Origin of the sequence: Pseudoalteromonas sp. NGC95, assembly GCF_015864705.1 — a bacterium.
GTDB classification, from domain to species: domain Bacteria; phylum Pseudomonadota; class Gammaproteobacteria; order Enterobacterales; family Alteromonadaceae; genus Pseudoalteromonas; species Pseudoalteromonas arctica.
In genome coordinates this window covers 178,313-202,222 of the sequence record NZ_JADYWR010000003.1, presented here as the reverse complement: position 1 = coordinate 202,222, position 23,910 = coordinate 178,313, and the positions used below count along the sequence as shown (strand labels likewise).

The window sequence follows — 23,910 nt, the reverse complement described above, 5'->3', positions numbered from 1 at the left end:
AATTGCTACTTTTTTAACCCTTTACCCGTTGCAGCCCAATAAATTCCGCCATAAATATGCTCTGTTAAAAACTCACTTTTATACACCGCATTAGTATGCCCAAGAGCTGTATAAAATGAGCGACCACCATCGTAATTGTGATACCACGAAATAGGATGAAACGCCCCCATACCCGAGCCTGTTTTGTTATTACCCCAATCGGCAGTTGGATTGTAACTTTGCTCATCAACTGTGAGTAAGTAGTTTAACTTAGTTAGCTCAGGCCCAAATTCGTACCACTCGTCTGTCCAAAGCATTTCCTGCGGCATATGGTTTAAGCCAATAAAGCGAGTATTAGGTACTTTACTTAGTACGCCAGTTTGAATAACAGGATGAATGTTAAAGGTGCGCCCCACCAGCTTTTGATACCACGCCCAGTCGTATTCGGTATCTGATGCGCTATGAATACCAACAAAGCCTTTACCTGCTTTTACAAATCGCTCAAGCGCGGCTTGCTCTTTTGGGTTTAAAATATCGCCCGTGGTTGATAAAAATACCACTACATCAACATTTTTTAAGTAATCGTCGTTAAAATAATGGCTTTCTTCGTGCCAAATTAAGTTGAAAAAGTGCTTATCGGCTAAGCCTTCTAGCGCTTTAACGCCTTCGGTTTGCGACTTATGGTGCCACCCTGCGGTTTTTGTAAATAGCAGCACATTAAATTGCTTTTTAGGGAGGGTATCAAACCCTGTAGCATTACTTTTTTGCACTGTTGCCATACTCAGCGCCAATACAACAAAGCTTAATAGCCAACCTATATATGCGAATCTAGGTAAAGAAAAAGACACAGTAATCCTATTTAAAATGAACAAACATATTAGCCGTTAGCCGCCCTGTTTGTGGACACGACGAAATATCGGTAGACGTATTAAGTAAACTGGTGTGCAGCAAATACCCAGGAAACACAATAAGCCTATTTGGCTTATATTCTATGTGCTTGTAGCACTCAAACTCACTGTGCTGCGTGGTGCAGTAACTAGGCTTTGTATTTGCTAATTCAAGGTATTGCTGAGCATGTGTTAAATACGTGTTTTTGCGCTTTGTGCTTATTGTTTCAAACCCTGTTTTTTTATGCCTAAAAAACCCAGTGCCGCCATGCTCGCCTTCGCCAAGGTAATGAATAATGGCAATTAAGTTAGGATCGTTTGTATCAAAGTGTGGCAAGGTTTGTATTGGTGATAGCTGCTTCTGCGTTTTAGTAATTAACGATAAGGTATTATCTTTTGGGTATGGGGTAAGTGTTTGCCCAATATTAAATACGTTATAAAACCCCTGTATAAGCGGCTTTAGGTAATCAACCACACATTGCTTTGGCAGCGGCATGCGTAAACCTGGGTATTGAGTGAGTTCGTCAGGTTTAAACTCTCCCTGATTTTGTGCATGATTTTCATCAGCACTTTGCGCTAAGTTTATAAGTTTTTGCAGCTCACTCAGGTAGTCGTCAATTATAATAATTGGCGTTTGCTCTTGCCCTATAAACTCATACTGCGGCTGTAAGTTATTGCCAAGTGTTAGCATAATACTTACTTAGCCTTGCAATAATGATTAATAAAATCAATGTGACTCGGTAAGCTATTTGCTTTTTTAGCCACATGATTTTTTATTGATTCTAAAAATCGTTTAAGCTCATCATCGCTCATGCTGTCTACAATGGGGTGATAATTTTGCGGCACTAGCCCTTGCCCTAACATCACTTGTAACCACGAGGCTTCGCCAAATAACTCTTGCTCTGCTTTATATACATGCCCGCTTTGCTTAAATAGCTCAATGCGCTTGGCAAGCGACTCTGGAATTGGCATGTTTTTACAGTAGCGCCAAAAGTCGCTGTCGGTGCGCTGCGTCACATGGTAATGAAGTATAATAAAGTCGCGAATGTTTTCGGCTTCAAAGCGCATTTTGTTGTTAAAGTCATCTTGATAGCACGACTCGATTGCTTTGGTTGGCATGTTTTGCATTAATCTTATAATGCTTTGCTGAATTAAATGAATACTGGTTGATTCAAGCGGCTCAATAAAACCACTTGCCAAGCCAATAGCAACACAGTTTTTGTTCCAATGTTTACGCCGTGTACCGGTGCGGTATTTAATAACGCGCGGCTCATTAATAGGTTTGCCTTCTACGTTATTGAGTAGCGCTGTTTTGGCCTCATCATCGCTCATGTATTTACTACAAAACACTAAGCCATTACCACGGCGGCTTTGCAGCGGTATTTGCCACTGCCAACCACATTTATGTGCCATTGCACGTGTGTATGGCACTATTGGGCTTACTAATTCGGTTTGTACTGCTACTGCGCTGTCGCACGGGAGCCAATGGCTCCAATCTTCGTATCCGGTGTGTAGCGCTTGCTCTATTAATAAACCTTTAAAGCCGGTGCAATCTATAAATAAATCACCCTCAATAATTTGCCCGTCACCTAAAGTAAGCGATTTTATAAAGCCATTAGTGGGCTCTAAGTTAACTTTGCTTATCATGCCTTCTATACGTTTAGCGCCGTTTTGCTGTGCAAAATTTCGTAAAAATTTAGCGTACAAACCTGCATCTAACTGATAAGCATGGTTACGGTCTTGATTCGGCACTACGGCAAATTTACCCAAGCGACTTGCTACGTGCTCTGTGCAATAATCACCAATATCGGCTGCTACACCTTGTTGCATCCCTTTTAGCCAAAAGTGCTGAAAACCTGCAGCCCAACAACCTTGCCCCACATAACCAAATGAGTGAAAGTAGCTTTGCTGGTTTTGTTTCCAACCCTCAAACGATATGCCTAATTTAAACGTGGCATTAGTGGCTGCCATAAATTCTGATTCGCTAATTTTTAGTAAATCATGAAATATATGCAGCGTAGGAATAGTAGATTCCCCGACCCCTACGGTAGGTATTAAATCGGATTCAACCAAGCATATTTCAATATTTTTACCTAGTAGCTTTGCCATTGCAGCGCTGCACATCCAACCGGCGGTACCGCCACCTGCTATTACGATTTTTTTAATTGCATTTTGATTCATAATTCAAACCTTACTAGTACGCTTAGCGTCTTAATTTATTTTGTAATTCGGCTCTTAATTTGCGCGCTGTTAGCTCATTCATTGGCTTTGTTAAAATAGCCTGTGCGGGCTCTGGTATGTGGGTAAATTCGTTATCAGCAAATACATAGTAATTAAACAAACGTTGCCATGCTGCGCGCTCATGCTTTGGTAAATTACGTATGTTTAAAATAGCAAGGTGCAACGCATTAGTAGGCTGCCCATACACCGCTGGCGTATTTTTAAACCAATAATTAAACAGTATATTTAAACTGCCAAGCCCCTCTACTTGGTGCCACCACATGCTGGGTAATATAAGCGCATCGCCTGCTTCAAGATCAACGGTAATTGCCGCTTTTATTGCCTGCTCAAATTTAGGGTATTGCGTGAAGTTGGGCGCAGTTGTGGTGGTTAAGCTTATTGGCTGACCACCGGGTGCTTTATCAAGCGGACCTATGTATAAATTATCTATTTGATCGGGGGCAAATAAAGTAAAACGCCTTTTACCTGCAACACAACATGCTAAATTTTGCGCTACGTCGTAATGTGCTGGTACGGTAACCTTTCCGCCTGCCCATACATTAAATAAACAGCCTTCGTTTAATGCGTTAACGTGGCAGTGATTAACCAAACCAGGTAAGCACTGTGCAATGCTAGTAGAGCCAATGTATAAAGTGTCGGCTTGTGGGTTATTTGCACTTTGCGCTATTTGCTCAAGCGCATTAATAAATGCCGCTTGCTGATTAGTAAAATTAAAACCGCTCATATCGGGGTTATACCCTACAACCCCGCTTTGACTGGCGGGTATTGTGCAAGTATTAACTAAAAAACCTTCGTAAAACGGCGTTAAATAATCAATTGCTGCACTGTCTGACTTTTTAGCAGCAATAACGAGGGGCCAATCGCTTACAAACCCTTTTAGTACAATAGGCAAAGGCGAGTTTAAAAGCTCCTTGGGCAACGTACTGGGAGTTAAGCCACTCAGCGTTTGAATATTATTTGCTAAATTTTCCATAGCTAAGTACTTACACAGCGTGCTTTTGTAGCATAAGTTGCTCGTTTTTAAGCGCCACTAAATCACGCACATGTACTTGCGATGCAATGATCATGTATATACACGCTAAATACCCTTGCGAATGCAGCTCTGCAATTGCCTCGCTACTTAGCTGGTTAAGCGAGTCTTCGTTTATGGTATAAAAACCGAGTAAGTTATGTTTAAGCCCGTTTACTAAATCAAGCTCTAGCGATACCGATTCAAGCAAACCATGTTTAATTAAGATTTTAATAAAGGGCTGGTTTTGTTCTAGCCCATGATGCAGGTTGTCGAGCACGTTTATGATGTTTTCGAGGTAATCGCTATTCCCGCCGTGTTCTAAAAATAAGTTAATACCCTGCTTTGTTGTCACTTTTGGCGAGTCTAAATCAATGCTAAGCATGCGCTCTTGCGTTGCCACACCGTTTTGCATTGTATTTTGAGTCGCTATAGCAAAAGGCAGTCGCTGCATACTTAGCGGAATGTAGTGTGCTTGCCATTGCTGGTTTACTAAAAATAAATTTTCGTCTTTATTTATGCCGTACAAACACACCGGCGAAAATGTATTTGTTGTATCGTCTTTGGTAAAAAATATTGGGTAATGTGCTTGAGCGACTCTAAATTCGCTCACAAATGTTTCGCTATACCAAACCCCGTCACCTAAGTGTGTGCTGCGTGCAGGGTTTATTTTTAAATGCTGATGTTCAACATTATTTAATAATGCATGATTGGCCATGGATTGTGTGCTCCAACTGTTGTTGTGTGCCTTTACTTATTGCTACACATTAAATGTAACTAATAAGTTAAATTCATATTGACTATAACAGCTGGATATTATTATTACTAGGTTAATTTAGGCAAATAAAAAAGCCGCAAAATGCGGCTTTTATAAGGTTGCTACAAGAGTAATTTATTAAAAATTATAACGAACACCTAAACCGTAACGAGAGCCAGTTTGAGTGATGTTATAAATCAACTGTTGCTTACGCCCGTACGATGTTACGTACTCGTCAGTAATGTTTATACCTTCAATAAATACGGTAAGTCCCTCTACTGCGGGTACTTCGTAACTTACGTTAAAGTCTATTTGGTAATACTCATCAGTGTAAATTGGTGCGGTTAAATCGCCATTTACACGACGCTCATTTAAAAACGAGTCGCGCCAGTTATACGCAATACGTGCTTGTAAGCCTTCTTTATCGTAAAAGAACACCACGTTTGCAGTATCACTTAACCCTACTAGCGCTTCTGTATCCTCTAGCGAGTCGTTGTCGTATTCAAGGCCTGAGTCAACCATGGTGTAGTTAAAAATACCACCAAAGCCTGACTCACCAAATAAGTGCTGAATATTAAATTCAAAACCATCAATGGTGTATTCTTGGTCGCCATTTACAGGCACGTTTATTCTAAAGTTAATTGGATCATCTGAGTCTGGGTCACCAACAATTGTGCCGCCGTCTAACTCGCCATCTTCATCAAATTTAGGTTGTACATTTGGATCATCAGCAAAGTTTTCAAATATATAGGTTCTGATATCTTCGTTAGATGCATTAGCGCCAAGTGCCGCTGTAGCAGCTCTAAACTTTTCACCATTTAATGGATCAGCTAAGTTAAATATATTTGAGTCGATAGTACCTGTAGTGATCCAATTTGTTACGTCTTTTTTAAAGTAACCAAACGAAATATAGCTTCCTTCGCCGTAATACCATTCACTTGATAAGTCGTAGTTAATTGATTCAAGCGGTTTAAGTCCTGGGTTACCAGAGCCACCCGAATAACCACTTAAGCTACCGCCGGTATTAATCGTTGTACCGCCTTGTAGTTGGCCATAACCCGCTCTTGAAATAGTTTTGCTTGCTGCTGCGCGAATCATTACATCTTCAACAACTTCAATATTAAAGTTAATATTTGGCAGGAACTGGCTGTAATCTGCAGATTGGCTTAGCGTTTCAATACCGGTAACACCGGTTACTGATGTAGCTGTATCTTCGTTCCACTCTACGCGGCTGTAACCGGGTGCAGTTGCTTTAGAAAATACGTCTGTTTTTTCGTAGCGTAAGCCAATTTGCAGGTCGAAGAACATGCCACTCAATTCGCCTTTGTAATTTACTTGTGCAAAAGCAGACTGCGTTTTTTCTTCAGTAAAGCGGTTTGTTGCTGCATCCCAGTCGGTTGAGGCACAAAATTGTCCTTCGCCGTTTGGTCCTGCTGCTGCGCCGTCGGCTGCTTTACAATCACCGTAAAGGTTATCTACGTTAGCAATAGGATCTGCGTACTCTGCTGCATTTACAATCGCATCAAAGTCGGCAAAAAAGATTGTATTAAATAAATCGTATTCGCCTTGTGTTGCAGTGCCTTCAAAATTACCCGCTTTAGCTTGAAACTTATCTAAAATAGTATCTTGGCGCCAATCAATATCAGCAAAGTCACCCTCAACACCAACACCACCCCAATCTGGGCGCTGTACTTGTGTATGACGGTAATGGTTATTTACTTTATTAACCGCAACACCAAAGTCAATGCTTAAACTGTCGTCAAAAAAGTACTTACCTGAGATTTGTGTTTGATCGATTTCTGAATCGTATTTATCGTTTGCAAACCAGCTACCAGATAAACGCATAGTACTTGGGTTAAAGTTTTCAATATTACCAATAGCAATACCTGGTAAGTCGCCTGTTAAATCAAGCCCTGAGCGCGAACGTGTGTACGACGGTAACTGAATATTATTACGTGTACCGTGGCGTGGATCAGTTGCTTTCATTGATGCTTTTGAACTGTGGTGATCAAACTCTAGGTTAAGCTGATCAGACACCGCCCATTCTAGATTAAAGCCTAATGAATCTGTTTTTTCTTCGCGACCCCAAGAACCTACCGTAAGCGACGTATCGCGGTAATCGGCATCACTTTGAATGTCATAAATTTCTGAGTAAATAAGTGGGTACGCGTTAGACTCACCCGCCCAAACAGATTCACTTCTGTCGCCAGCATAGTTAAACCATACTGAGGCATCAGTGTGCTGCTCTTCAACGGTTGTTTTAAAGCCCGTGTAATCAAGGGTTGCTGTAATATTTTCAACAGGTTGATATTGAAATACCAACTGACCATTTACACGTTCACGTTGACGCTCTTCAAACACATAACGTGGTTGTTGCGGGTTTGAGTAAATGCCTGATGTAGGTCTGTTTGCTCCGCCTTCTGCGCCTGCAGGTACACCGCCCCATCCTGTATTTGTGTAATCAGATGCTCTGTAGCCTTGATCTTGAATAAACTGCTGCATACCGCTTTCACGGTCTTGGTAGCTACCTGAAATCGAAATACCAAACTTGTCATCCCCAAATGTTTGCGAATATAAACCGCTTACCTCTGGTGTAATGCTGCCCTCGTCGGTTGATTGATCGTCTACAGCTTTTACGCCAAACGATGCTTTTATACCTGGGCTATTTAAAGGTCTGTTTGTTGTTAAGTTTATAGTTGCACCAATTCCACCTGAGGTAACACTTGCGTCTGATGTTTTATAAACTTGCACGCCCGATACGCTTTCAGATGCAACATTTGCAAAATCAAATGTACGGTCACCTGTTGTATTTGGAAGTTGGCGGCCATTAATAGTAATTAAGTTATTAGCAGGTCCAAATCCACGTACTGTTACGCGGCTACCTTCACCGCCCGCTCTATCAATTGATACGCCGGTAATACGTTGTAGCGATTCAGCAAGATTGGTATCAGGAAATTTCCCCATATCCTCAGCCGAAATTGCATCGACAATACCAGAAGAATCGCGTTTAACATCCATAGAGCGCTGCAATGAACCTCTAATGCCTGTTACTTGTATTATTTCTACATCTTCGTCAACAATGGTTTCTGCAGCGTAGCTTTGGTGAGGAAGCGTAACGGTACCCATTGCAGCGAGTATGGCTGTTGAAATTATCTTTTTCTTAAACATCATGATGCCTTTTTCTTATTTAATTATTATTGACGTACTGCAAGACTTTAAGAATTACTCGAAACATAATTGTAAACTATTTGTTTCATTTTACGGTCAATAAATAATTATTGTGTGTGTATGTTTTAAACGTTTTACAAAGACCACAACCAGTTTTAAACATGTGCTACTTAACTAAAAACCGTTAAATAACAGGATGTTTATGCTAATTCTTTGTGCTAATTTTTTGCTTTAAAATATTTTCATTTTGTCATATGTCCTCAGCTTCCTCTTATTTAGACCATTAACAAAATAAATTAATGGTCATATTGACTATATCTTTTTTGTGCAAATAAAAGCTGTAGCGGTGCTCACGCAGATAATTTGCATTGTTTATAACTATTTTTGTTAAGCGTGTTCATATGGGCTTATTGTTTGAATTTTTCCGTTTGAGTCGTGTTCGAGCTTAGCCATTTTCATACTGCGTAAATGGGTTTGCCCGCCCGACAACGTACTGTCGTGATAAAATAAAAACCAACCATCATTGTGCTTAACAATTGAGTGATGCGTGGTCCAACCAAGTACTGGGTTTAAAATAACGCCCTGATAGGTAAATGGTCCGTATGGATTATCGCCCGTTGCGTATACAATTTTGTGTGTATCGCCCGTTGAGTACGAAAAGTAATAAACACCGTTGTGTTTGTGTACCCAAGGGCCTTCAAAAAAGCGGCGGTTGTTATCGCATACTGTAATTGGCGAGCCGCTTTCATCTAGTACAACAACCTCTTTTACGTCTTCGCTTAGGCTGATCATATCTTCCGATAATTTTGCAACGCGCGCAGGAATTGCAGGTTCACCATTTTTTGGATACGTGCTTTGTTCATTAAATTCGCTGGTTTGCCAATTTTGTAATTGGCCGCCCCACAAGCCACCAAAATACAAATAATAGCTTGAGTCGTCATCTTCAAATACAGCAGGGTCAATACTAAACGTCCCTTGAATGTAATCGTCTTCGGCTTTAAATGGACCTGTTGGACTGTCACTTTTTGCAACGCCAATTCTAAAAATACCTTGCTGATCGCGCGCCGGAAAATAAAGGTAATACTGACCAAGTTTATGCGCAGCATCGGGTGCCCACATTTGCTTACTTGCCCATTTTACGTCATCTACACAAAGTGCTACGCCATGGTCTATGGCTTTGCCTGAGCTTTCGTCAAGCGAAAACACATGGTAGTCGCGCATTGCAAAGTGGTCGCCGTTATCATTAATTTCATTTTTTGATTCAATGTCATGCGATGGATAAATATACACTTTGCCATTAAACACATGCGCAGAAGGATCGGCGGTATACATGTGATCAACTAATACATTATGATTTTGTATTAACGAGTTGGCTCGTTGTAAGTCTTTTAACTGTTTAAGTTCAGCGTCACTTAATCCATTAGATGGGGGTGCTGCTTGTGCTGTATTTTGCATTTTTACTCCTAGTATTGCCTGCCCACTTTGCACTTTAAAAAGGTATAAAATGGGCTGCTAAATTAGTTTATGGTTTTGTTATCAGCCAGCTGCGTTTGAATGCGCTTTACCTCAGGCTCGGTAAGTTTGTAACGTGTTATAAAAATTAAACATGCCACGGTACAAATTACTGGAATACCAGCAAAGGCGAGTAAAATGCCTGATAACGTGTGTTCTGACTGCTCTTGATTAGGCACGTATGCATAGCCAGATAATATCCACCCTGCAATAGCACCGCCAATTGCAAAGCCTAGTTTTATTGCCAATAAATGACCAGAAAACGTAACAGCGGTTAATCTGCGACCAATTTTTAATGCCCCGTAGTCAACCGTATCTGCCACCATCGAAAACATAATTGGGGTAATTATCATGTGGGCAAAGTTAGCAATAAAGTAGACAATAAAAATGGTGACTATGGCGTCGCGCTCAAGTACGTAAAACATGCTGTGAGAAATAATTACGACCACTAAAGCGACTATAAATAGTGTTTTCTTTTCAATAAATTTGGTTAAAAAGTTGGTAGACACAGCGCCTAGTACTGAGCCAATTGCTGAGAGTGTTAAAAAGTTAGAAGTAAGTGAGGCTTCTCCTACGTAGTACTTAATATAATGCGGTGCTACTGAGGCTCTAACGCCAATTAATATTAATGTTGCTAGGCTTATAACGGCTATTACAACCCATTGATCGTTTTTAAATAAGCTTAAAAATTCAAGGAAGGCATTTTTTTTACTTTGCGCGGGTTTAACTTGTTTGGTTTCTTTGGTCATTTTAAAACACAGTAAAAAACAAGCCGCTGCAAGTCCGCCTAAAAACACCATGGCTAGCGGGTAACCTACTACATCGTCGCCGTCGCCAAAAAAAGCAACTAGCTTAGGCAGTGCCCATACAATTACAAGCAGTGCAGCCATTGCCATTGCAAAGCGGTATGACTGAAGCGATGCACGCTCTTTAGGGTCGTTTGTCATTACTGCGCCAAGTGCGCCGTACGGTATATTAATGGCGGTATAACACGTCATTAATAGCCCGTAAGTAAAGTAGGCATATATAAGCTTGCCCGTGGAATCAAAATCTGGGGTTATGAATGCTAAGCAAGCAAACACACCGTAAGGCACGGCTAAAAATAATATATATGGGCGGTAAGAGCCCCAACGGCTGCGCGTTCTATCGGCAATACTGCCCATTATAGGGTCGGTAATACCATCAAATAAACGAACCGCTAATAATAAGGTACCCGCAGCGGCTGCAGATAAACCGTAAACATCGGTATAAAATATCAACATAAAGTTAGCGACCATTTGAAATACAATATTACTGGCTGTATCACCAAGGCCGTACCCTATTTTTTCTTTAATTGTGAGTGTGTGTTTTGTGTTGTTCATGTGTGCTCAATTTTCAATGCAAATCGATATAGTCAAAAATACTATATGCATTTTTAGCGCATGTAAACATTTATGTTACATTTTTAATCAGCCAGTAATTTATTTAATACATGGCGCTAATTAAGCGTTAAATTTACTAACATACAAAGGTATTATTCGTTCAATAAAAAACCAATACCAAACCAAAGTCGAATATCGGCGTTAACGCGTAAAAACAGGTACAGTGTATAAAGTGATTAATTAAATAGATGTGATTGTTTTAAATAGGAATTATAAAAGCTTTTTATTTGCGCTTTACCCACCTTTTATATACCCTTAATAGTCTTTATAACAATATCTTCGTATAGCTTTGGCTGAGTAATTTATGCACTATAAAACATCAAACATTTCTAACAATATCGACGAAGAATCGATTCCTGATGACTGCATTAGTAATCTAACCGTAGATAATATTGTATTTGCTATTCATGAAGGTAAGTTAAAGGTGTTGCTGGTTAAATATAACCGAGGCCTTGCAACAAGCCAGTGGGGTTTAATTGGTCATTGGGTTCGTAAAGATGAAAACTTAGACCTTGCAGCTTTACGTGTTGTTAAAAGTACGACCGGTGTTGAAAACCTGTACTTAGATCAGTTAGGTGCTTTTGGTAACGTAGACCGCTACCCTGCTAGACGTATTATTACCATTGTTTATTATTCGCTCGTTCGCTTTGAAGAAACCAACCTTGTGAGCGGCGATAATGCTTTAGAATGTGAATGGTTTGATGTAAATAGTGTACCGGCTTTAATGTTTGACCATGCCGATATTTTAAAAAGTGGCTTAGACTACTTACGCTACAAAGTAAGACACGAGCCTATTGGTTTTAGCTTACTCCCTGAAAAATTTACCCTGCTTGAGCTACAAGGAATTTACGAGTCGATTTTAAATAAATCACTCGATAAACCTAACTTTAGACGTAAGTTTCAAAAAATGAACTTACTAATAAACTGCAAAGAAAAACAAACCAACGTAGCTCACAGAGCCGCAACGCTTTATCGTTTTGACATAAACGTGTACGAAAAATTAAGAGAGTTTGGTTTTACGTTTGAGTTTTAAATAAGCAAATCTTGAGCAAAGTAATTAATTTAATAATCCTGATAGATTCCCTTATAGAATTGAGCTTTGAATAACGACCTAATAGCTTTGTTATTCATTGCTTTTTTCAACGGGGGTAAAGCGCCATCCTTTGAAAACTAACTTGCTTGCAGATCCATTACCACCAGATGAAGAACCACCAAAACTGGCTTCATTTAACGCCGTGTCAAAGTGAATACCACCGGCGCCGCTTACAATAACAGTATCTCCTAAAATAGACCCTTTAAAACCAACTGCTGAAGTAACTTTAACTTGTGAAAGTGGTGCGTATATAACAGCATAAAGCTCTCGTGTACCACCTGAAAACTCTATTCCAGTATCATTTCCACTGTAAGAACTATAAATACTAAAAACGGGCCTGCCTTCATTTGTAATCCCATTGTCAGGTGCGTAAACTTGTGCCCCATTTCCTATCTTAAGCTTTCCTTTAATTATGATAGTTAAGCTGCTGTTATCAGGGATTGTTAGCGAACTTGCGCCATTCATTGTAAAATCGCCATCTACAAACATAACTGCATTATGATTACTTTTTACCTGCATTCGGCCTTTAATTGTTACATCATCAAAATAAAATATTTGAGTTTCTGAATCAAGGAAAGTTGCAGCTTTAGCAGTGATGGTACCATCTGGAGTGCTTCCAAAGTCTACTAAAAAGTTAGCCGTGTTAGTTTCTAACTCGAGTAAGTCACCAGCTCTGCTATTGTTATTTATAAAAAGGTCAGGGCTTGTCGTATTAACTGACACGCTATCAATTGCTGTTGCAATATCAAGTGGATCACACGCAGTTAACCCTCTATTATTTTCACTTTCTGGTGTTATTTTTTCAACTGGCTCAATAGTTGGTATTGATATGTCTGTACTTGATACTTTATAAGGTGAAAAAGCATACTCTGGTGTGTCGTCCTTAAAAGAGCCATTACCTGCGTATCTAAGGTCTTTACTATCAATAGTACTGCCCCACTGTTTAAGCGTCACATTACCTTGAACACGCACTCCACCGTATACACTTCCCCCTGTTTGCTCATAATTCCCGGAGGTATAAACGCCGTGCCGTATTGTTGTTTGATTAAGAGCGACTAAATCATATGAACGAATTGTTCCTTGGACTGCATTACCTGTAATAGAAATTGGACCTGATGAACTAATATCACCACCAACTGGAGTTTGCTTTACTGATATAGATTGGTTTGCTGAAATACTACCTGAAACAGTACCACTACTTTGTGTGAAACTTAGATATGCCGATGCATCCCCTCCAACGACCACGCCACCAGAGAGTATTAAATTTCCATTACTATGAATATTGCCTGTAATATCAGCGCCTTGAATAATTGATAAATTACTAGAGGATAGAACATTACCTTCAATTGTACCGCTACCATTGAGCGTAATATCACCAGAGTCGTTAACTGTATTAACAAAAGATTCTTCTGATGTATTTTTGTTACCATCAGCTAGTGTGTCGTTATAATCCCCTAAAGACGAATCATAGCTATCAATTAAGCCACTTCCACTAATTGCAACACCAGAACACCCTGTAATTCCATTAGAAAAAACTGAGGCACTGCTGGTCGTTCCGCCCCCACCAGCTACATATTCGAATATAGCTTGCATTTGGTTCTCACCTTCAAAGCGAGTACCTTCGCTAGAAATTAAAATATCGCCATTACTGTCAATCTCAATGGTTGCATTGTATATACTAGATTCAAGCGAACTTGTACCAGAAACTTCACTATTATGGGCTATTAAATCGTTAATATTTATAGTCGGATCTGCAAGCATTGCTGTTTCTAGTTTTTCAATACTTGAAAATACTCCTTTCTCAGACATCAACCTTGCGTTCAATTTTTTCTGAAAATTACCACTCAAGCGCTCCTGGATCACACTATCTCTAAGAGTACTAAGTACAACAATTGAAGCCATAGATGTTAAAATAAGTACAGTAACAAGTGTAAAACCAGATGTATTTTTCATTTATTGAAATGCCTTATTCATTACCATTTGCGACAAAGATATATCAATCACTAAGCTGTTATTGAATTGGCTTGGTAAGTTTGTAGGTTCTACAAGGACACTCACTACGTTGTTATCAATTACGTAGCTAATTGCATTAACACCTTTTAATATTTTTACTTTTCCATTCCCTACATCACAAAATAATGAGTCATCTTCATGGCTATATTTTTCGATAAATGGCGCACTAATAGTTAAGCCAGTACAAGCAGATGACCCCATCTCTTGCTCAACACTTAGAATATTATTTGTGTAAGTAGGGACTGAGTTGGTTTGTTTTAGACTTCGTGTAAATACTTTACTGCTAAATCGGATTACATCTAATGCATTTTCTAAATCTTTTGCTGTGCTGGTACTGCTATTAATTGAAGAATAAGCCAGACTCACACCGCCTAATAGAAACATACCTGCAGCAAGTGCAACCATAAGCTCTATTAAAGTAAAGCCTTTATGTTTATTTATTAGATGTTTCATGGCGTGCAACCATCAGGTAGTGTTGGGAAGCTTCCTGTAATTACAACGCGATTTTCTAAGTTGTCAGTCAAACGCTTATCTTGCCAGGTTACTTCAACCGATAAATCATTTGAAAAGTTAGCAGGTAGAGTGAGTGTATATGCATCAATTTGTGGGGATAAATAATTTCTAAAGTCAGTATCGTTGTACAAACTTGGATCTGTTTGTTGTAGCTCGCATAAATGAGGCCAAATACGCTCTAAAACATTATTAGCCTCAATTATTGACACCGTATAATTAAAGCTGTTTGTAATATATTGCAATGATTTTAGTTGACCTGAAGCAAGCCCTAACAATGCAACCGTCGCGACAATTAAAGCAACCATAACTTCTAAAAGAGAAAACCCTTTGCTGTAATTTATTAGCATGTCTCTGGGGCCTCAACTAACCAACTTTGTCCACTTTGTAAAATACATAAAGTAAAGTCGCCAGTTGTACTGTCCTTATCGCTCACCAAGATTTGATACATTTGGCCTAATTCACCCGTACTTGAAATATTAATATTCTTTAAATCTACAGAAATGCTGCTATGTGTAGTTTCAAAAATATTTAACGTGGTTTGCGTCGAATTAATAGCAGTTTTTACTAGCCATTGTTTATTCAACGTTTTGATAGAAACACTTTGATCTCTTTTAATGGCTTCACTACGCGCAAATTTAAAAACACTGTGCAGTTGATTCGAATTTGTAACTAATCTATCCCGCTTTATAAAAGTAATAAACGAAGGAGTCGCAACTGCAGTTAAAATACCAATAATGGTCATCGTGATTAAAACTTCGAGTAAAGTAAAACCAAGGCTTTTTTTTACCAGCATTTAGATTTATCTGCTGACTTAGTACCACTTTGATTTACAGACAACTTGCCACACTCATCACTTTTCTGAGCACCTTTAGGTGTAACTTGTATTGTAAATTCAGACCCATTTGAAGCGCCTGTAGTTGCATCGGTTGTATAGCTAAAGGAGTAATAATCTGAGGTAGGAAAAGTAAATGTATTTGGGTAACCACCAACACGAGTGTATTGTCTTTCGAGAACAGCTGTTTGCTGTAGTAAAACCTGTTGGATATCAGCTCTTCGACTTTGTTGTATGTAACTCGTATAACTTGGAAGTGCAATTGCATATAAAATCCCGATAATAGCAATTACTATCATTAATTCAATAAGGGTAAAACCGTAAGGTATCCTTAATTGCTCCGTTTTCACTTATTTAATTTCCATTATTTATATCAAACATGTTTTATTTTTACGTAAAATAAAAAGTAATTTGGAGTTTTTTGAAGAATGTATAATAGCGACAAGTTACATCTTGTCAACAATATAACGTTAGAATATACAGAAGCATTTATTTAACTCCAGTTACGCACCAGATTAAATAAAAAAACGTTTGAGTGCACTAAAACAGTGCAAATAACGAGTGTTTTAAATAACATAGTATTATAATTACCTTAATAGCTCACTGTTAATATACTAAGTTATTTTATATAATTAATAACTTATTTATTGTATATGTTTCTAAAATGTAACTAGGCTTTTATTCATCAGCCGTAACCTTCTATTTTTCTATTCGCTAGAAACAAACTTTTTCTTATGTTATTTTCACGTAGCTAGTAAATTAATTAATCAAAAAGGAGCTTTTTACTTGAAACTTACGCCGCCCTAGGCAACCACTCCCTTTTTCATCAGCACGTTGCGTGCACCCTTAATCGCCATCTGCGCGAGAATCATTGTTATTTAAATAAAATACTCCCCTATACTTTGGGAAACTAACTAATTAGGTTTATTACATGTTTGATCACGTAAAAAGAGATTGGCTCTCTAATGTTCGTGGTGATGTGCTTGCTGGTATTGTTGTGGCGCTTGCCCTAATACCGGAAGCTATTGCCTTTTCTATTATTGCGGGTGTTGATCCTAAAGTGGGTTTATACGCCTCATTTTGTATTGCGGTTATTATTGCCTTTGTAGGCGGTCGCCCTGGCATGATATCGGCTGCTACCGGTGCAATGGCGCTGTTAATGGTGACGCTGGTTAAAGATCATGGTCTGGAATACTTACTGGTTGCTACCTTACTTACTGGTGTACTACAAATATTTGCAGGCTTTTTAAAGCTCGGTGAATTAATGCGGTTTGTATCGCGTTCTGTTGTAACAGGGTTTGTAAATGCGCTGGCGATTTTAATATTTATGGCACAGTTACCTGAGCTTACCAATGTTACTTGGCATGTTTACGCCATGACTGCTGCAGGCTTAGGTATTATTTACTTATTCCCATACATTCCAACTATTGGCAAAATACTTCCCTCTCCTTTAGTGTGTATTGTTGTTATTACACTGGTTTCACTGTTTTTGGGTCTTGATATAAGAACCGTTGGCGACATGGGCGAACTGCCAGACACCCTACCTATATTTTTATGGCCCGATGTACCACTAACACTCGAAACACTGCAAATTGTTTTACCGTATTCAATTGGTCTTGCGGTTGTGGGCTTACTTGAATCAATGATGACCGCCACCATTGTTGATGACTTAACTGATACAACGAGCGATCGTAATAAAGAATGTAAGGGCCAAGGTATTGCTAATATTGGCGCAGGTTTATTTGGTGGTATGGCGGGTTGCGCCATGATTGGACAGTCAATCATCAACGTTAAATCGGGCGGTCGTGGACGACTTTCAACCTTTATTGCTGGTTTATTTTTAATCATCATGGTGGTGTTTTTAGATGAGTGGCTGCGTTTAATTCCTATGGCTGCATTAGTTGCAGTAATGATTATGGTATCTATTGGTACGTTTTCGTGGGCATCAGTTAAAGATTTAAAAAAGAACCCTCTTTCATCAAACGTAGTGATGATTTCAACCGTTATTGTGGTTGTTGCCACGCATAATCTAGCCATTGGTGTTTTAGTTGGCGTATTGCTAGCTACGTTGTTTTTTGCGAACAAAATTGGTCGCTTTATGGTTGTTACAACTAAGCACGATGAAACTAAAAACCTAGTAACTTATGAAGTTGTAGGCCAGGTATTTTTTGCCTCAGCTGAGCAGTTTATAGCGTCGTTCGATTTTAAAAATGCGGTTTCTAACGTAGTAATTGATTTAACCCATGCCCACTTTTGGGATATAACCGGTGTATCGTCACTCGATAAGGTGGTTATTAAGTTTAGACGCGAAGGCGCAACAGTTAATATTGTTGGTATGAATAGCGCAACCGAAACAGTTGTTGATAAATTTGGCGTACATAACGACCCCAAAGAAGTCGATAAACTACTTGGCGGTCATTAAGGAGAATGTAATGGAAAAAATAATTACCTGTATCGATGGCTCTGTCATTACACACGCTGTAACCGAAGCTGCTATTTGGGCTTCAAAAAAGCTAGATAAATCAATTAGCTTTATACATATGCTTGAAAAAATACAACAAACTAATGTAGGTAACTACACCGGTACAATTGGTTTAGGTGCCCAATCGGCTTTGCTTGAAGAAATGACAAAACTCGATGAACACCGTAGTAAAGTTTCTTTAAAACTAGCAGATGAATTACTCGACTCGGTTGCTGTACAAGCAAAAATTGCTCATATTCAAAACTATGAATTAATTAAACGTCACGGTGATGTAATCGACGCTATTATTGATTTTAAAGATGATACTCGCTTAATCGTTATTGGTCGAAATGGTGTTGATCATCGTGTTGATTTAAATGCACTTGGTTCACACATCGAAACGCTCGTGCGTAGCGCCTCGCAACCAATATTGCTTATTTCTAAAAAGTTTAAGCAGCCTAAATCATTTATGATTGCGTACGATGGTCGCGAAACAGCCGACAAAGCACTGCAACAAGTCATTGATGGCGGTTTATTACATGGGCTTCATTGTCATTTAGTGAGTATTAATAATAATGAGAAGAACTTAGAAGAGAAGTTTCTTAACGCACAATTTAAACTCAGTAGTATGGGTTTTGAAGTGTCTGCAAGCTTTTTAGAGGGCAATGTTTTTGACTCGTTAATGCAATACAAAGAACAAAATAATATTGATTTAATTGTTATGGGGGCTTTTGGGCATTCTAAGTTAAGGCAGTTTTTTGTGGGCAGTAATACCATTAAAATGCTCGAAAACAACGATGTGCCAGTTATTATATTAAAGTAAGTGGTTGTTTTAAGTAAGCGCCATTTTTAAATAAGCAACTGTTTTAAATGATATTTTAATGACCTACTTTAAAAAACCTAAAATCACTTAACTGATTTTAGGCTTTTTTGTTTTTGGCTTGGTTTGGTTTGGTTTGGCTTTCAGTTTTAAAGTAAGGTTTAAAGTAAGCTTTATTTTTTAGCTTCAAACTTTTCAAATAAAAACTGAATAAACGACGTAACCTTTTGAGCCACAAACTTTCTATGCGGATAAATAGCAAATAAGCCAAACTCAAAGGTTTTATAACCTTGCATAACCTGTACAAGCTTACCCGATGCAATATCGTCTCTCACCACTATCTCAGGAATTAAGCCAATACCGCCACCTGCTACAACCACCTCTTTTACAGCTTGCGGATTATTAACCGAAACACGCGAGTTTACGCTTGCCGTTAATGCCTCACCACTAGGTGAAATTAAAGGCCAATGGCGACCTATTTTAAAGTTGCTATCAATCACCGTAGCGTGTTGTTCAAGCTCGCCAACACTTATAGGTGCGCCAAAACGCTGAATGTATTCGGCTGATGCACATAAAATTAAAGGGTAACTGGTAATTTGCCTCGCAATTAAATTAGAGTCAGACACACTGCCAATTCTTATTGCTAAATCAACCCCCTCTTCTAGCAAATCAATTGTTTTGTCTGAAAGCACTAAATCAATACTTAAATCAGGGTAGCGGCTCAGTAACTCAGGCATTAACGGCGCAAGATCTGATTCGCCAAACGACACCGGCGCACTCACCCGAAGCTTGCCGCTAGCAAGCGCTGTTTGACCCGATAAGTTATCGAGCATTTCGCTGTAGCTTTCAATTACAGGCACTACGCTTGCGTAATAACTTTGCCCCGCCTCGGTAATCGAAATTCTGCGCGTGGAGCGGTTAAATAATCTAACCCCTAAGTCTTGCTCTACAATGCCCACGTATTTACTAACCAGTGCCTTTGAAAGCCCTAGTCTGTCGCCTGCGGCTGTAAAAGAGCCTGTTTCAACAACCGCTATGATTGTTTTAATGCCAATAATAGTATCCATGATTGTCAATATAGCATTGACATTAATTCCTTACTAGCTCGGTTTTTCAATACTGATAATAGTGAAAGAATAGCGTTATTAAAAATCACTATTCAAAATTAAAAAACAGGACAACCCATGAGCAACCTAACGCTATACCGTTTTACTTTATCTGGTCATTCACATCGTGCAGAGTTATTTACATCGCTTTTAAAGCTTGATGTAAATATGGTTGATGTGGCACTGCAAAACGGCGCACAAAAGCAAGCTGACTTTCTAAAAATGAATATTTTTGGGCAAGTCCCGGTACTTAAACATAACGATGACATTATTAACGATTCAAACGCTATTTTGCTGTATTTGGCACAAAAATTTGATGCTAACAGAACCTGGTACCCTGAAGATGTAACTGTTCAAGCGCATATTCAGCGCTGGTTGAGCGTTGCTGCAGGGCTTGTAGCTTCAGGTCCGTGTTCGGCGCGTTTAGTTACTGTATTTGGCGCAGAGCTTGATCATCAAAATGCGATAAACATTGCCCACACATTATTTAAAACAATGGATGCGTATTTACAAAATCGCGAGTACTTAGTAGGCACTCAGCCAACTATTGCCGACATTGCCAACTTTTCGTACATAGCGCACGCACCAGAGGGCGGCGTATCACTTAGTGAATACCCAAATATTTTAAGATGGTTAAGCAACGTTCGTAAACTTGATGGCTATATAGCAATGCCTGAAACAGAAGCGGGTTTACTCGCTTAGTTTTAAGTTTTTAATACTGTTTTATAAGAGGCTATTAAGCCTCTTTTTTTGTGCTTGATTAAGTGGAATCTGCAAAAAGTGAATAATATTTTTATTTTACGATAAGTTAAAATATATCCTGCGAATGGTTTCTTAAAATGTGCAGACATTTTTATATAAAACAAGGAAAATACTTTCTGGTAAAGCAATTACACATAAATATGATTTTGAAACAGTGTAAATAAGTAATAGTGACAAAGAAAAACTCTTTATCATTTCCTGCATAAAATACAGTAAACTATTGAATGCAAATAGGATTCAAGTTATTATTTTTTAATAACAAATTAAAAATGATTTAATTTACAGGACTATTGTATATATTCAAGGAGAGAGTAAGTGAGTAAAAAACGTTCAAACGCCAAATCTGGTAAAAACATAAAGAGTGATGCCAACACTTCAGGCATGGGAAAGGGCCATAAGCTACCAGAAGGTATAAAAGGATGGAGCTGGGGCGCCTTTTTATTTAATTGGGCGTGGGCAATACATAACCGGACATGGATTGGCGCACTTGTTCTTGTTCCTTATCTTGGTTTTATCATGGCATTTGTCTTAGGTTTTAAAGGACGAGAATGGGCATGGCAAAATAAAAGATGGGATAATATTGAACACTTTCAAGCTGTTCAGAAAAAGTGGTCATTTTGGAGTGCAGCTTGTCTCATAGCAGGCATGTCCATGGGACTTATACTTACATTAGGTGTGCCGCTGTTTCACATATTAATAAATAAATACCTCAGGTAAAGTTTACATATCAGGTTGGAAGGCAACTTACCTTCCACCTTTGTGCCTATTATTAATAAAAAACAATTTCAGGCTTAACTACCGTTAAGTGAGCTTACCCACATATCTCTTAATAACGTTAAGCGGCCCCAATACTTTTGCCTCTCAAGCTTTTCAGTTTACACTAAATTAAAGTTTAATACTTTGTTTCAAAACACTACAACTCTAAATCAAGCTCCTCAACGCCTTTAGCAGGTACGGCGCAGCAAATTAGCGCCTGCTCTGTCTCTACTGGGTAACTTACGTTATTGCGATAAACCACAGCGCCTGCGTTTATTTTTACAGCGCAACTGCCGCAGCTGCCGTTTCGACAGCCAAACTCAGGTTCTAAACCATGGGATTCGGCTACATTAAGTATAGTGTTATCGCCTTTATTCCAACGCTGTTCAAAGCCCGATTTACTAAATTTAATTACAGTGTTGTCGGCTTCCTCAGTGCTAATCTCTTTGCTTTTATTAGGGGCTTCGCTTGTGTTAAGCACTTTGCGCTTAATACTGGAGGGTCCAAATGCTTCAGCAAATATGTTTTTATCCTGCACACCGAGTAATAACAGTTCGTTATATACGTGCTGCATAAACGCAGCAGGTCCACATAAAAAGAACTCGTAATCATCAAGTGGTAAATAATACCTAAACACATCCGCATTTATGCGCCCTTTTAAATTAAAGCTTTCGTATTTTAAGTTAAAGCTCTCATTTTTTAAATTAGAGCCATTGCCTTGCTTTTCATCAAGCTCAGGCTGAGATAAAAGTGAGTAGTAATCAATTGCGCCGCCACTCGTATCTGCAAGCGTTTTTAGCTCGTTATAAAACGCACGCTGCTGTTTATTTTTAGCACTGTGAAAAATATGCAAAGGGCGTGTATAGCGGGTTCTTAACCCTTCGTGTGCAATATGTTTAGCCATTGAGATCATAGGTGTAATACCTATTCCGCCACCAATTAGCACCGCAGGTTTAATGCTGGTTGGGTCAATAAAAAACTGCCCTTGTGGGTATTTAGCTAAAATAACGTCGCCTACTTTTACGTTATTATGAAAGTAGTTAGATACCTCGCCACTGAGCTCTTTTTTAATCGATAACCTATAAAATAGTTCATGAGGGCTTGATGACACGGTGTAGGTTCTAATAACAGGTTTGCTATTACTGTTATTGCTATTGCTACTATTTTTATATGGTATTTGTACAGTTAAATGCTGCCCAGCTTTAAACGGTAACAAGGTTGTATTGTTATGCCCTTCTAAATAAAAGGAGGTAATTACATTACTTTCTTTAATTATTTTGGTTACTTTTAAAGGCTGCCAAGTATGTTTTAGTTTTTCGGCTTGTTTGTTTTTATCAGCCTCAAGCCACGTGCCCGTCATTTTAGTATTAGGGGAATAAGCATCAAATTTAGCACTAAACGGGAGTAAGTTTTTAAGCCACATTCCTTTAGTGAGGGTGAATTTCCAGCCTCGGTCTGCACCAATAAAGCCCTCTAACTCTGGGTGCCCGTCCCATAAAATTTCAACACTGCCGGTAAGCATTAATACATTACCCGTGTCAAAATCAGGAAATAACAAACCTGCTTTTGGGTTTAATAAAAAGTTACCCAAGGTATTAAAAAAATTATTACCTGCGTAATCAGGAATCGTTAATGTATTGCCTTCTCGCTTTACAAAGCCCGGCAATCCACCACGGTGAGAAACATCAACACCTTCAATTTTTGGATTGTTTTTAGCGGTTATAAAGCTTGAAACAAAAAATGTATCGGTTGTGTCAATTAACGCACTAGCTGCGTTATCAAGTGTATTAAATTCAACTTTTTGTACCGCATTACTTTTAAGTAAAGGATCTCTATTAAACGTTAAGTCGCGCGTTTGAATATACTGTGGGCAATTTCCAAAGGATTGATCAACATTAAAACTCACTTTATTATTACTAATTGCCTCACCTACGCGCACATTTAAACGGTTACGCCTACGCGTGCTTAGCTCAATGCCTAATAAACCAATTGGCGAGCCGGCAATATTTAACGTGTCATGTAAGGGGTCGTTTTTATCAACCGCGTGCTTCATTAATAACGACGTAGGTGTGGGGGCGCTTAAAAAGCCTGACTGTCCTGAAACAATAGATACCCACGGATTAGCGTTTTCATCAACACTGCCTGCAACCACAAATGGTAACTGCTCAAAAAAGGCTTGATGTTGCTTTGGCATAAATGAGCGCACGGCACGTTTACCAAATGTTTCCATTATTTCTCGTTTACCGAGTTTGTCTTGTACTGCCAGCTCGCCTTCGTGAAAAGGTGAAGCATCTATTGAGTTTGTGTTAGTCATTTTGCTCGTAATTCGTGTGCGTATTTCATGGGCTAAATTTAACTCAATACACAATGAATGATAATGGGTGTTTTATTGACTGATAATGCACAAAACAATGACAATACTTGCACCCTCTTAGTGCCAGGCGCGCACCAACATATAACAAAATAGGTTTTATCCTCACTCTAAAAACACATTAAATACTATTTAAACAATAACTTAAAAAACTGGCTGTATTTTTGCAAACATTCTATTAACAAGCCCGTTTTACTTACGGCAAAAAT

Annotated in this window: 20 protein-coding genes; 5 read left to right on the top strand and 15 right to left on the bottom strand. The window is 38.8% G+C overall.

The window, feature by feature from the left end; translation table 11 throughout:
• Positions 1-5: 5 nt before the first annotated feature.
• The 8 genes from I6E70_RS04720 to I6E70_RS04685 form a co-directional block, all read right to left on the bottom strand.
• On the bottom strand, positions 6-758 hold the full coding sequence (locus tag I6E70_RS04720; RefSeq protein WP_231620052.1) for a ThuA domain-containing protein: 753 nt from the start codon (positions 756-758) through the stop codon (positions 6-8).
• A gap of 76 nt (positions 759-834) precedes the next feature.
• Positions 835-1,557: a DUF6445 family protein gene (locus tag I6E70_RS04715; protein ID WP_197188152.1), complete on the bottom strand. Its 723-nt coding sequence runs from the start codon at positions 1,555-1,557 to the stop codon at positions 835-837.
• A 5-nt stretch (positions 1,558-1,562) separates the two neighbouring features.
• The gene (locus I6E70_RS04710; RefSeq protein ID WP_197188151.1) at positions 1,563-3,047 is read right to left on the bottom strand and encodes a tryptophan halogenase family protein; all 1,485 of its coding nucleotides are present in this window, start codon (positions 3,045-3,047) and stop codon (positions 1,563-1,565) included.
• Positions 3,048-3,069: 22 nt separating this feature from the next.
• The gene (locus I6E70_RS04705) at positions 3,070-4,080 is read right to left on the bottom strand and encodes a cupin-like domain-containing protein (protein ID WP_197188150.1); all 1,011 of its coding nucleotides are present in this window, start codon (positions 4,078-4,080) and stop codon (positions 3,070-3,072) included.
• A gap of 10 nt (positions 4,081-4,090) precedes the next feature.
• Positions 4,091-4,834: a SapC family protein gene (locus tag I6E70_RS04700; RefSeq protein ID WP_197188149.1), complete on the bottom strand. Its 744-nt coding sequence runs from the start codon at positions 4,832-4,834 to the stop codon at positions 4,091-4,093.
• Positions 4,835-5,011: 177 nt separating this feature from the next.
• On the bottom strand, positions 5,012-8,041 hold the full coding sequence (locus tag I6E70_RS04695; RefSeq protein WP_197188148.1) for a TonB-dependent receptor: 3,030 nt from the start codon (positions 8,039-8,041) through the stop codon (positions 5,012-5,014).
• 387 nt (positions 8,042-8,428) lie between these two features.
• On the bottom strand, positions 8,429-9,496 hold the full coding sequence (locus tag I6E70_RS04690) for a glycoside hydrolase family 43 protein (protein ID WP_197188147.1): 1,068 nt from the start codon (positions 9,494-9,496) through the stop codon (positions 8,429-8,431).
• Positions 9,497-9,558: 62 nt separating this feature from the next.
• Complete coding sequence (locus I6E70_RS04685) at positions 9,559-10,914, bottom strand: MFS transporter (RefSeq protein ID WP_165721810.1); 1,356 nt, start codon at positions 10,912-10,914, stop codon at positions 9,559-9,561.
• Between the two features lie 364 nt (positions 10,915-11,278).
• On the opposite strand from I6E70_RS04685, the gene I6E70_RS04680 reads away from it, so the two are divergent.
• A complete protein-coding gene (locus I6E70_RS04680; RefSeq protein ID WP_007585186.1) occupies positions 11,279-12,007 on the top strand; it encodes an NUDIX hydrolase in 729 nt (242 codons plus the stop codon).
• Positions 12,008-12,097: 90 nt separating this feature from the next.
• On the opposite strand, the gene I6E70_RS04675 is transcribed toward I6E70_RS04680, so the two are convergent.
• Genes I6E70_RS04675 through I6E70_RS04655 form a run of 5 tightly spaced genes read right to left on the bottom strand, consistent with a single transcriptional unit; the run spans position 12,098 to position 15,775 of the window.
• Positions 12,098-14,020 (bottom strand): DUF7305 domain-containing protein, encoded by a 1,923-nt coding sequence (locus I6E70_RS04675; RefSeq protein ID WP_197188146.1) that lies wholly within the window; start codon positions 14,018-14,020, stop codon positions 12,098-12,100.
• Positions 14,021-14,533 (bottom strand): PilW family protein, encoded by a 513-nt coding sequence (locus I6E70_RS04670; RefSeq protein ID WP_007585188.1) that lies wholly within the window; start codon positions 14,531-14,533, stop codon positions 14,021-14,023.
• Positions 14,530-14,940, bottom strand: a complete 411-nt coding sequence (locus I6E70_RS04665; RefSeq protein WP_007585189.1) for a type IV pilus modification PilV family protein — start codon at positions 14,938-14,940, stop codon at positions 14,530-14,532. Before I6E70_RS04665 ends, I6E70_RS04670 begins: the two co-directional genes overlap by 4 nt.
• Complete coding sequence (locus I6E70_RS04660) at positions 14,934-15,386, bottom strand: GspH/FimT family pseudopilin (RefSeq protein ID WP_007585191.1); 453 nt, start codon at positions 15,384-15,386, stop codon at positions 14,934-14,936. The genes I6E70_RS04665 and I6E70_RS04660 overlap by 7 nt, the downstream gene beginning before the upstream one ends.
• The gene (locus I6E70_RS04655; protein ID WP_165721814.1) at positions 15,377-15,775 is read right to left on the bottom strand and encodes a type IV pilin protein; all 399 of its coding nucleotides are present in this window, start codon (positions 15,773-15,775) and stop codon (positions 15,377-15,379) included. Before I6E70_RS04655 ends, I6E70_RS04660 begins: the two co-directional genes overlap by 10 nt.
• A gap of 581 nt (positions 15,776-16,356) precedes the next feature.
• Between I6E70_RS04655 and I6E70_RS04650 the strand changes: the two genes are divergently transcribed.
• Together I6E70_RS04650 and I6E70_RS04645 are read left to right on the top strand one after the other, a co-directional pair.
• Positions 16,357-17,847 carry a SulP family inorganic anion transporter gene (locus I6E70_RS04650; protein WP_121954540.1) on the top strand — a complete coding sequence of 497 codons (1,491 nt, stop codon included), beginning with the start codon at positions 16,357-16,359 and terminating at the stop codon, positions 17,845-17,847.
• 10 nt (positions 17,848-17,857) lie between these two features.
• Positions 17,858-18,709, top strand: a complete 852-nt coding sequence (locus I6E70_RS04645) for a universal stress protein (protein WP_197188145.1) — start codon at positions 17,858-17,860, stop codon at positions 18,707-18,709.
• A 170-nt stretch (positions 18,710-18,879) separates the two neighbouring features.
• Here I6E70_RS04645 and I6E70_RS04640 read toward each other — a convergent pair whose 3' ends face one another.
• Positions 18,880-19,773, bottom strand: a complete 894-nt coding sequence (locus tag I6E70_RS04640) for a LysR family transcriptional regulator (protein ID WP_197188144.1) — start codon at positions 19,771-19,773, stop codon at positions 18,880-18,882.
• A gap of 117 nt (positions 19,774-19,890) precedes the next feature.
• Between I6E70_RS04640 and I6E70_RS04635 the strand changes: the two genes are divergently transcribed.
• Together I6E70_RS04635 and I6E70_RS04630 are read left to right on the top strand one after the other, a co-directional pair.
• Positions 19,891-20,514, top strand: coding sequence for a glutathione S-transferase (locus I6E70_RS04635; RefSeq protein WP_197188143.1), 624 nt, complete (start codon positions 19,891-19,893; stop codon positions 20,512-20,514).
• A 375-nt stretch (positions 20,515-20,889) separates the two neighbouring features.
• Positions 20,890-21,291, top strand: coding sequence for a hypothetical protein (locus tag I6E70_RS04630; RefSeq protein ID WP_010552564.1), 402 nt, complete (start codon positions 20,890-20,892; stop codon positions 21,289-21,291).
• A gap of 196 nt (positions 21,292-21,487) precedes the next feature.
• Here the strand turns inward: I6E70_RS04630 and I6E70_RS04625 are convergent, their stop codons facing one another.
• Positions 21,488-23,644, bottom strand: coding sequence for a 2Fe-2S iron-sulfur cluster-binding protein (locus tag I6E70_RS04625; protein ID WP_197188142.1), 2,157 nt, complete (start codon positions 23,642-23,644; stop codon positions 21,488-21,490).
• Positions 23,645-23,910: the final 266 nt, after the last annotated feature.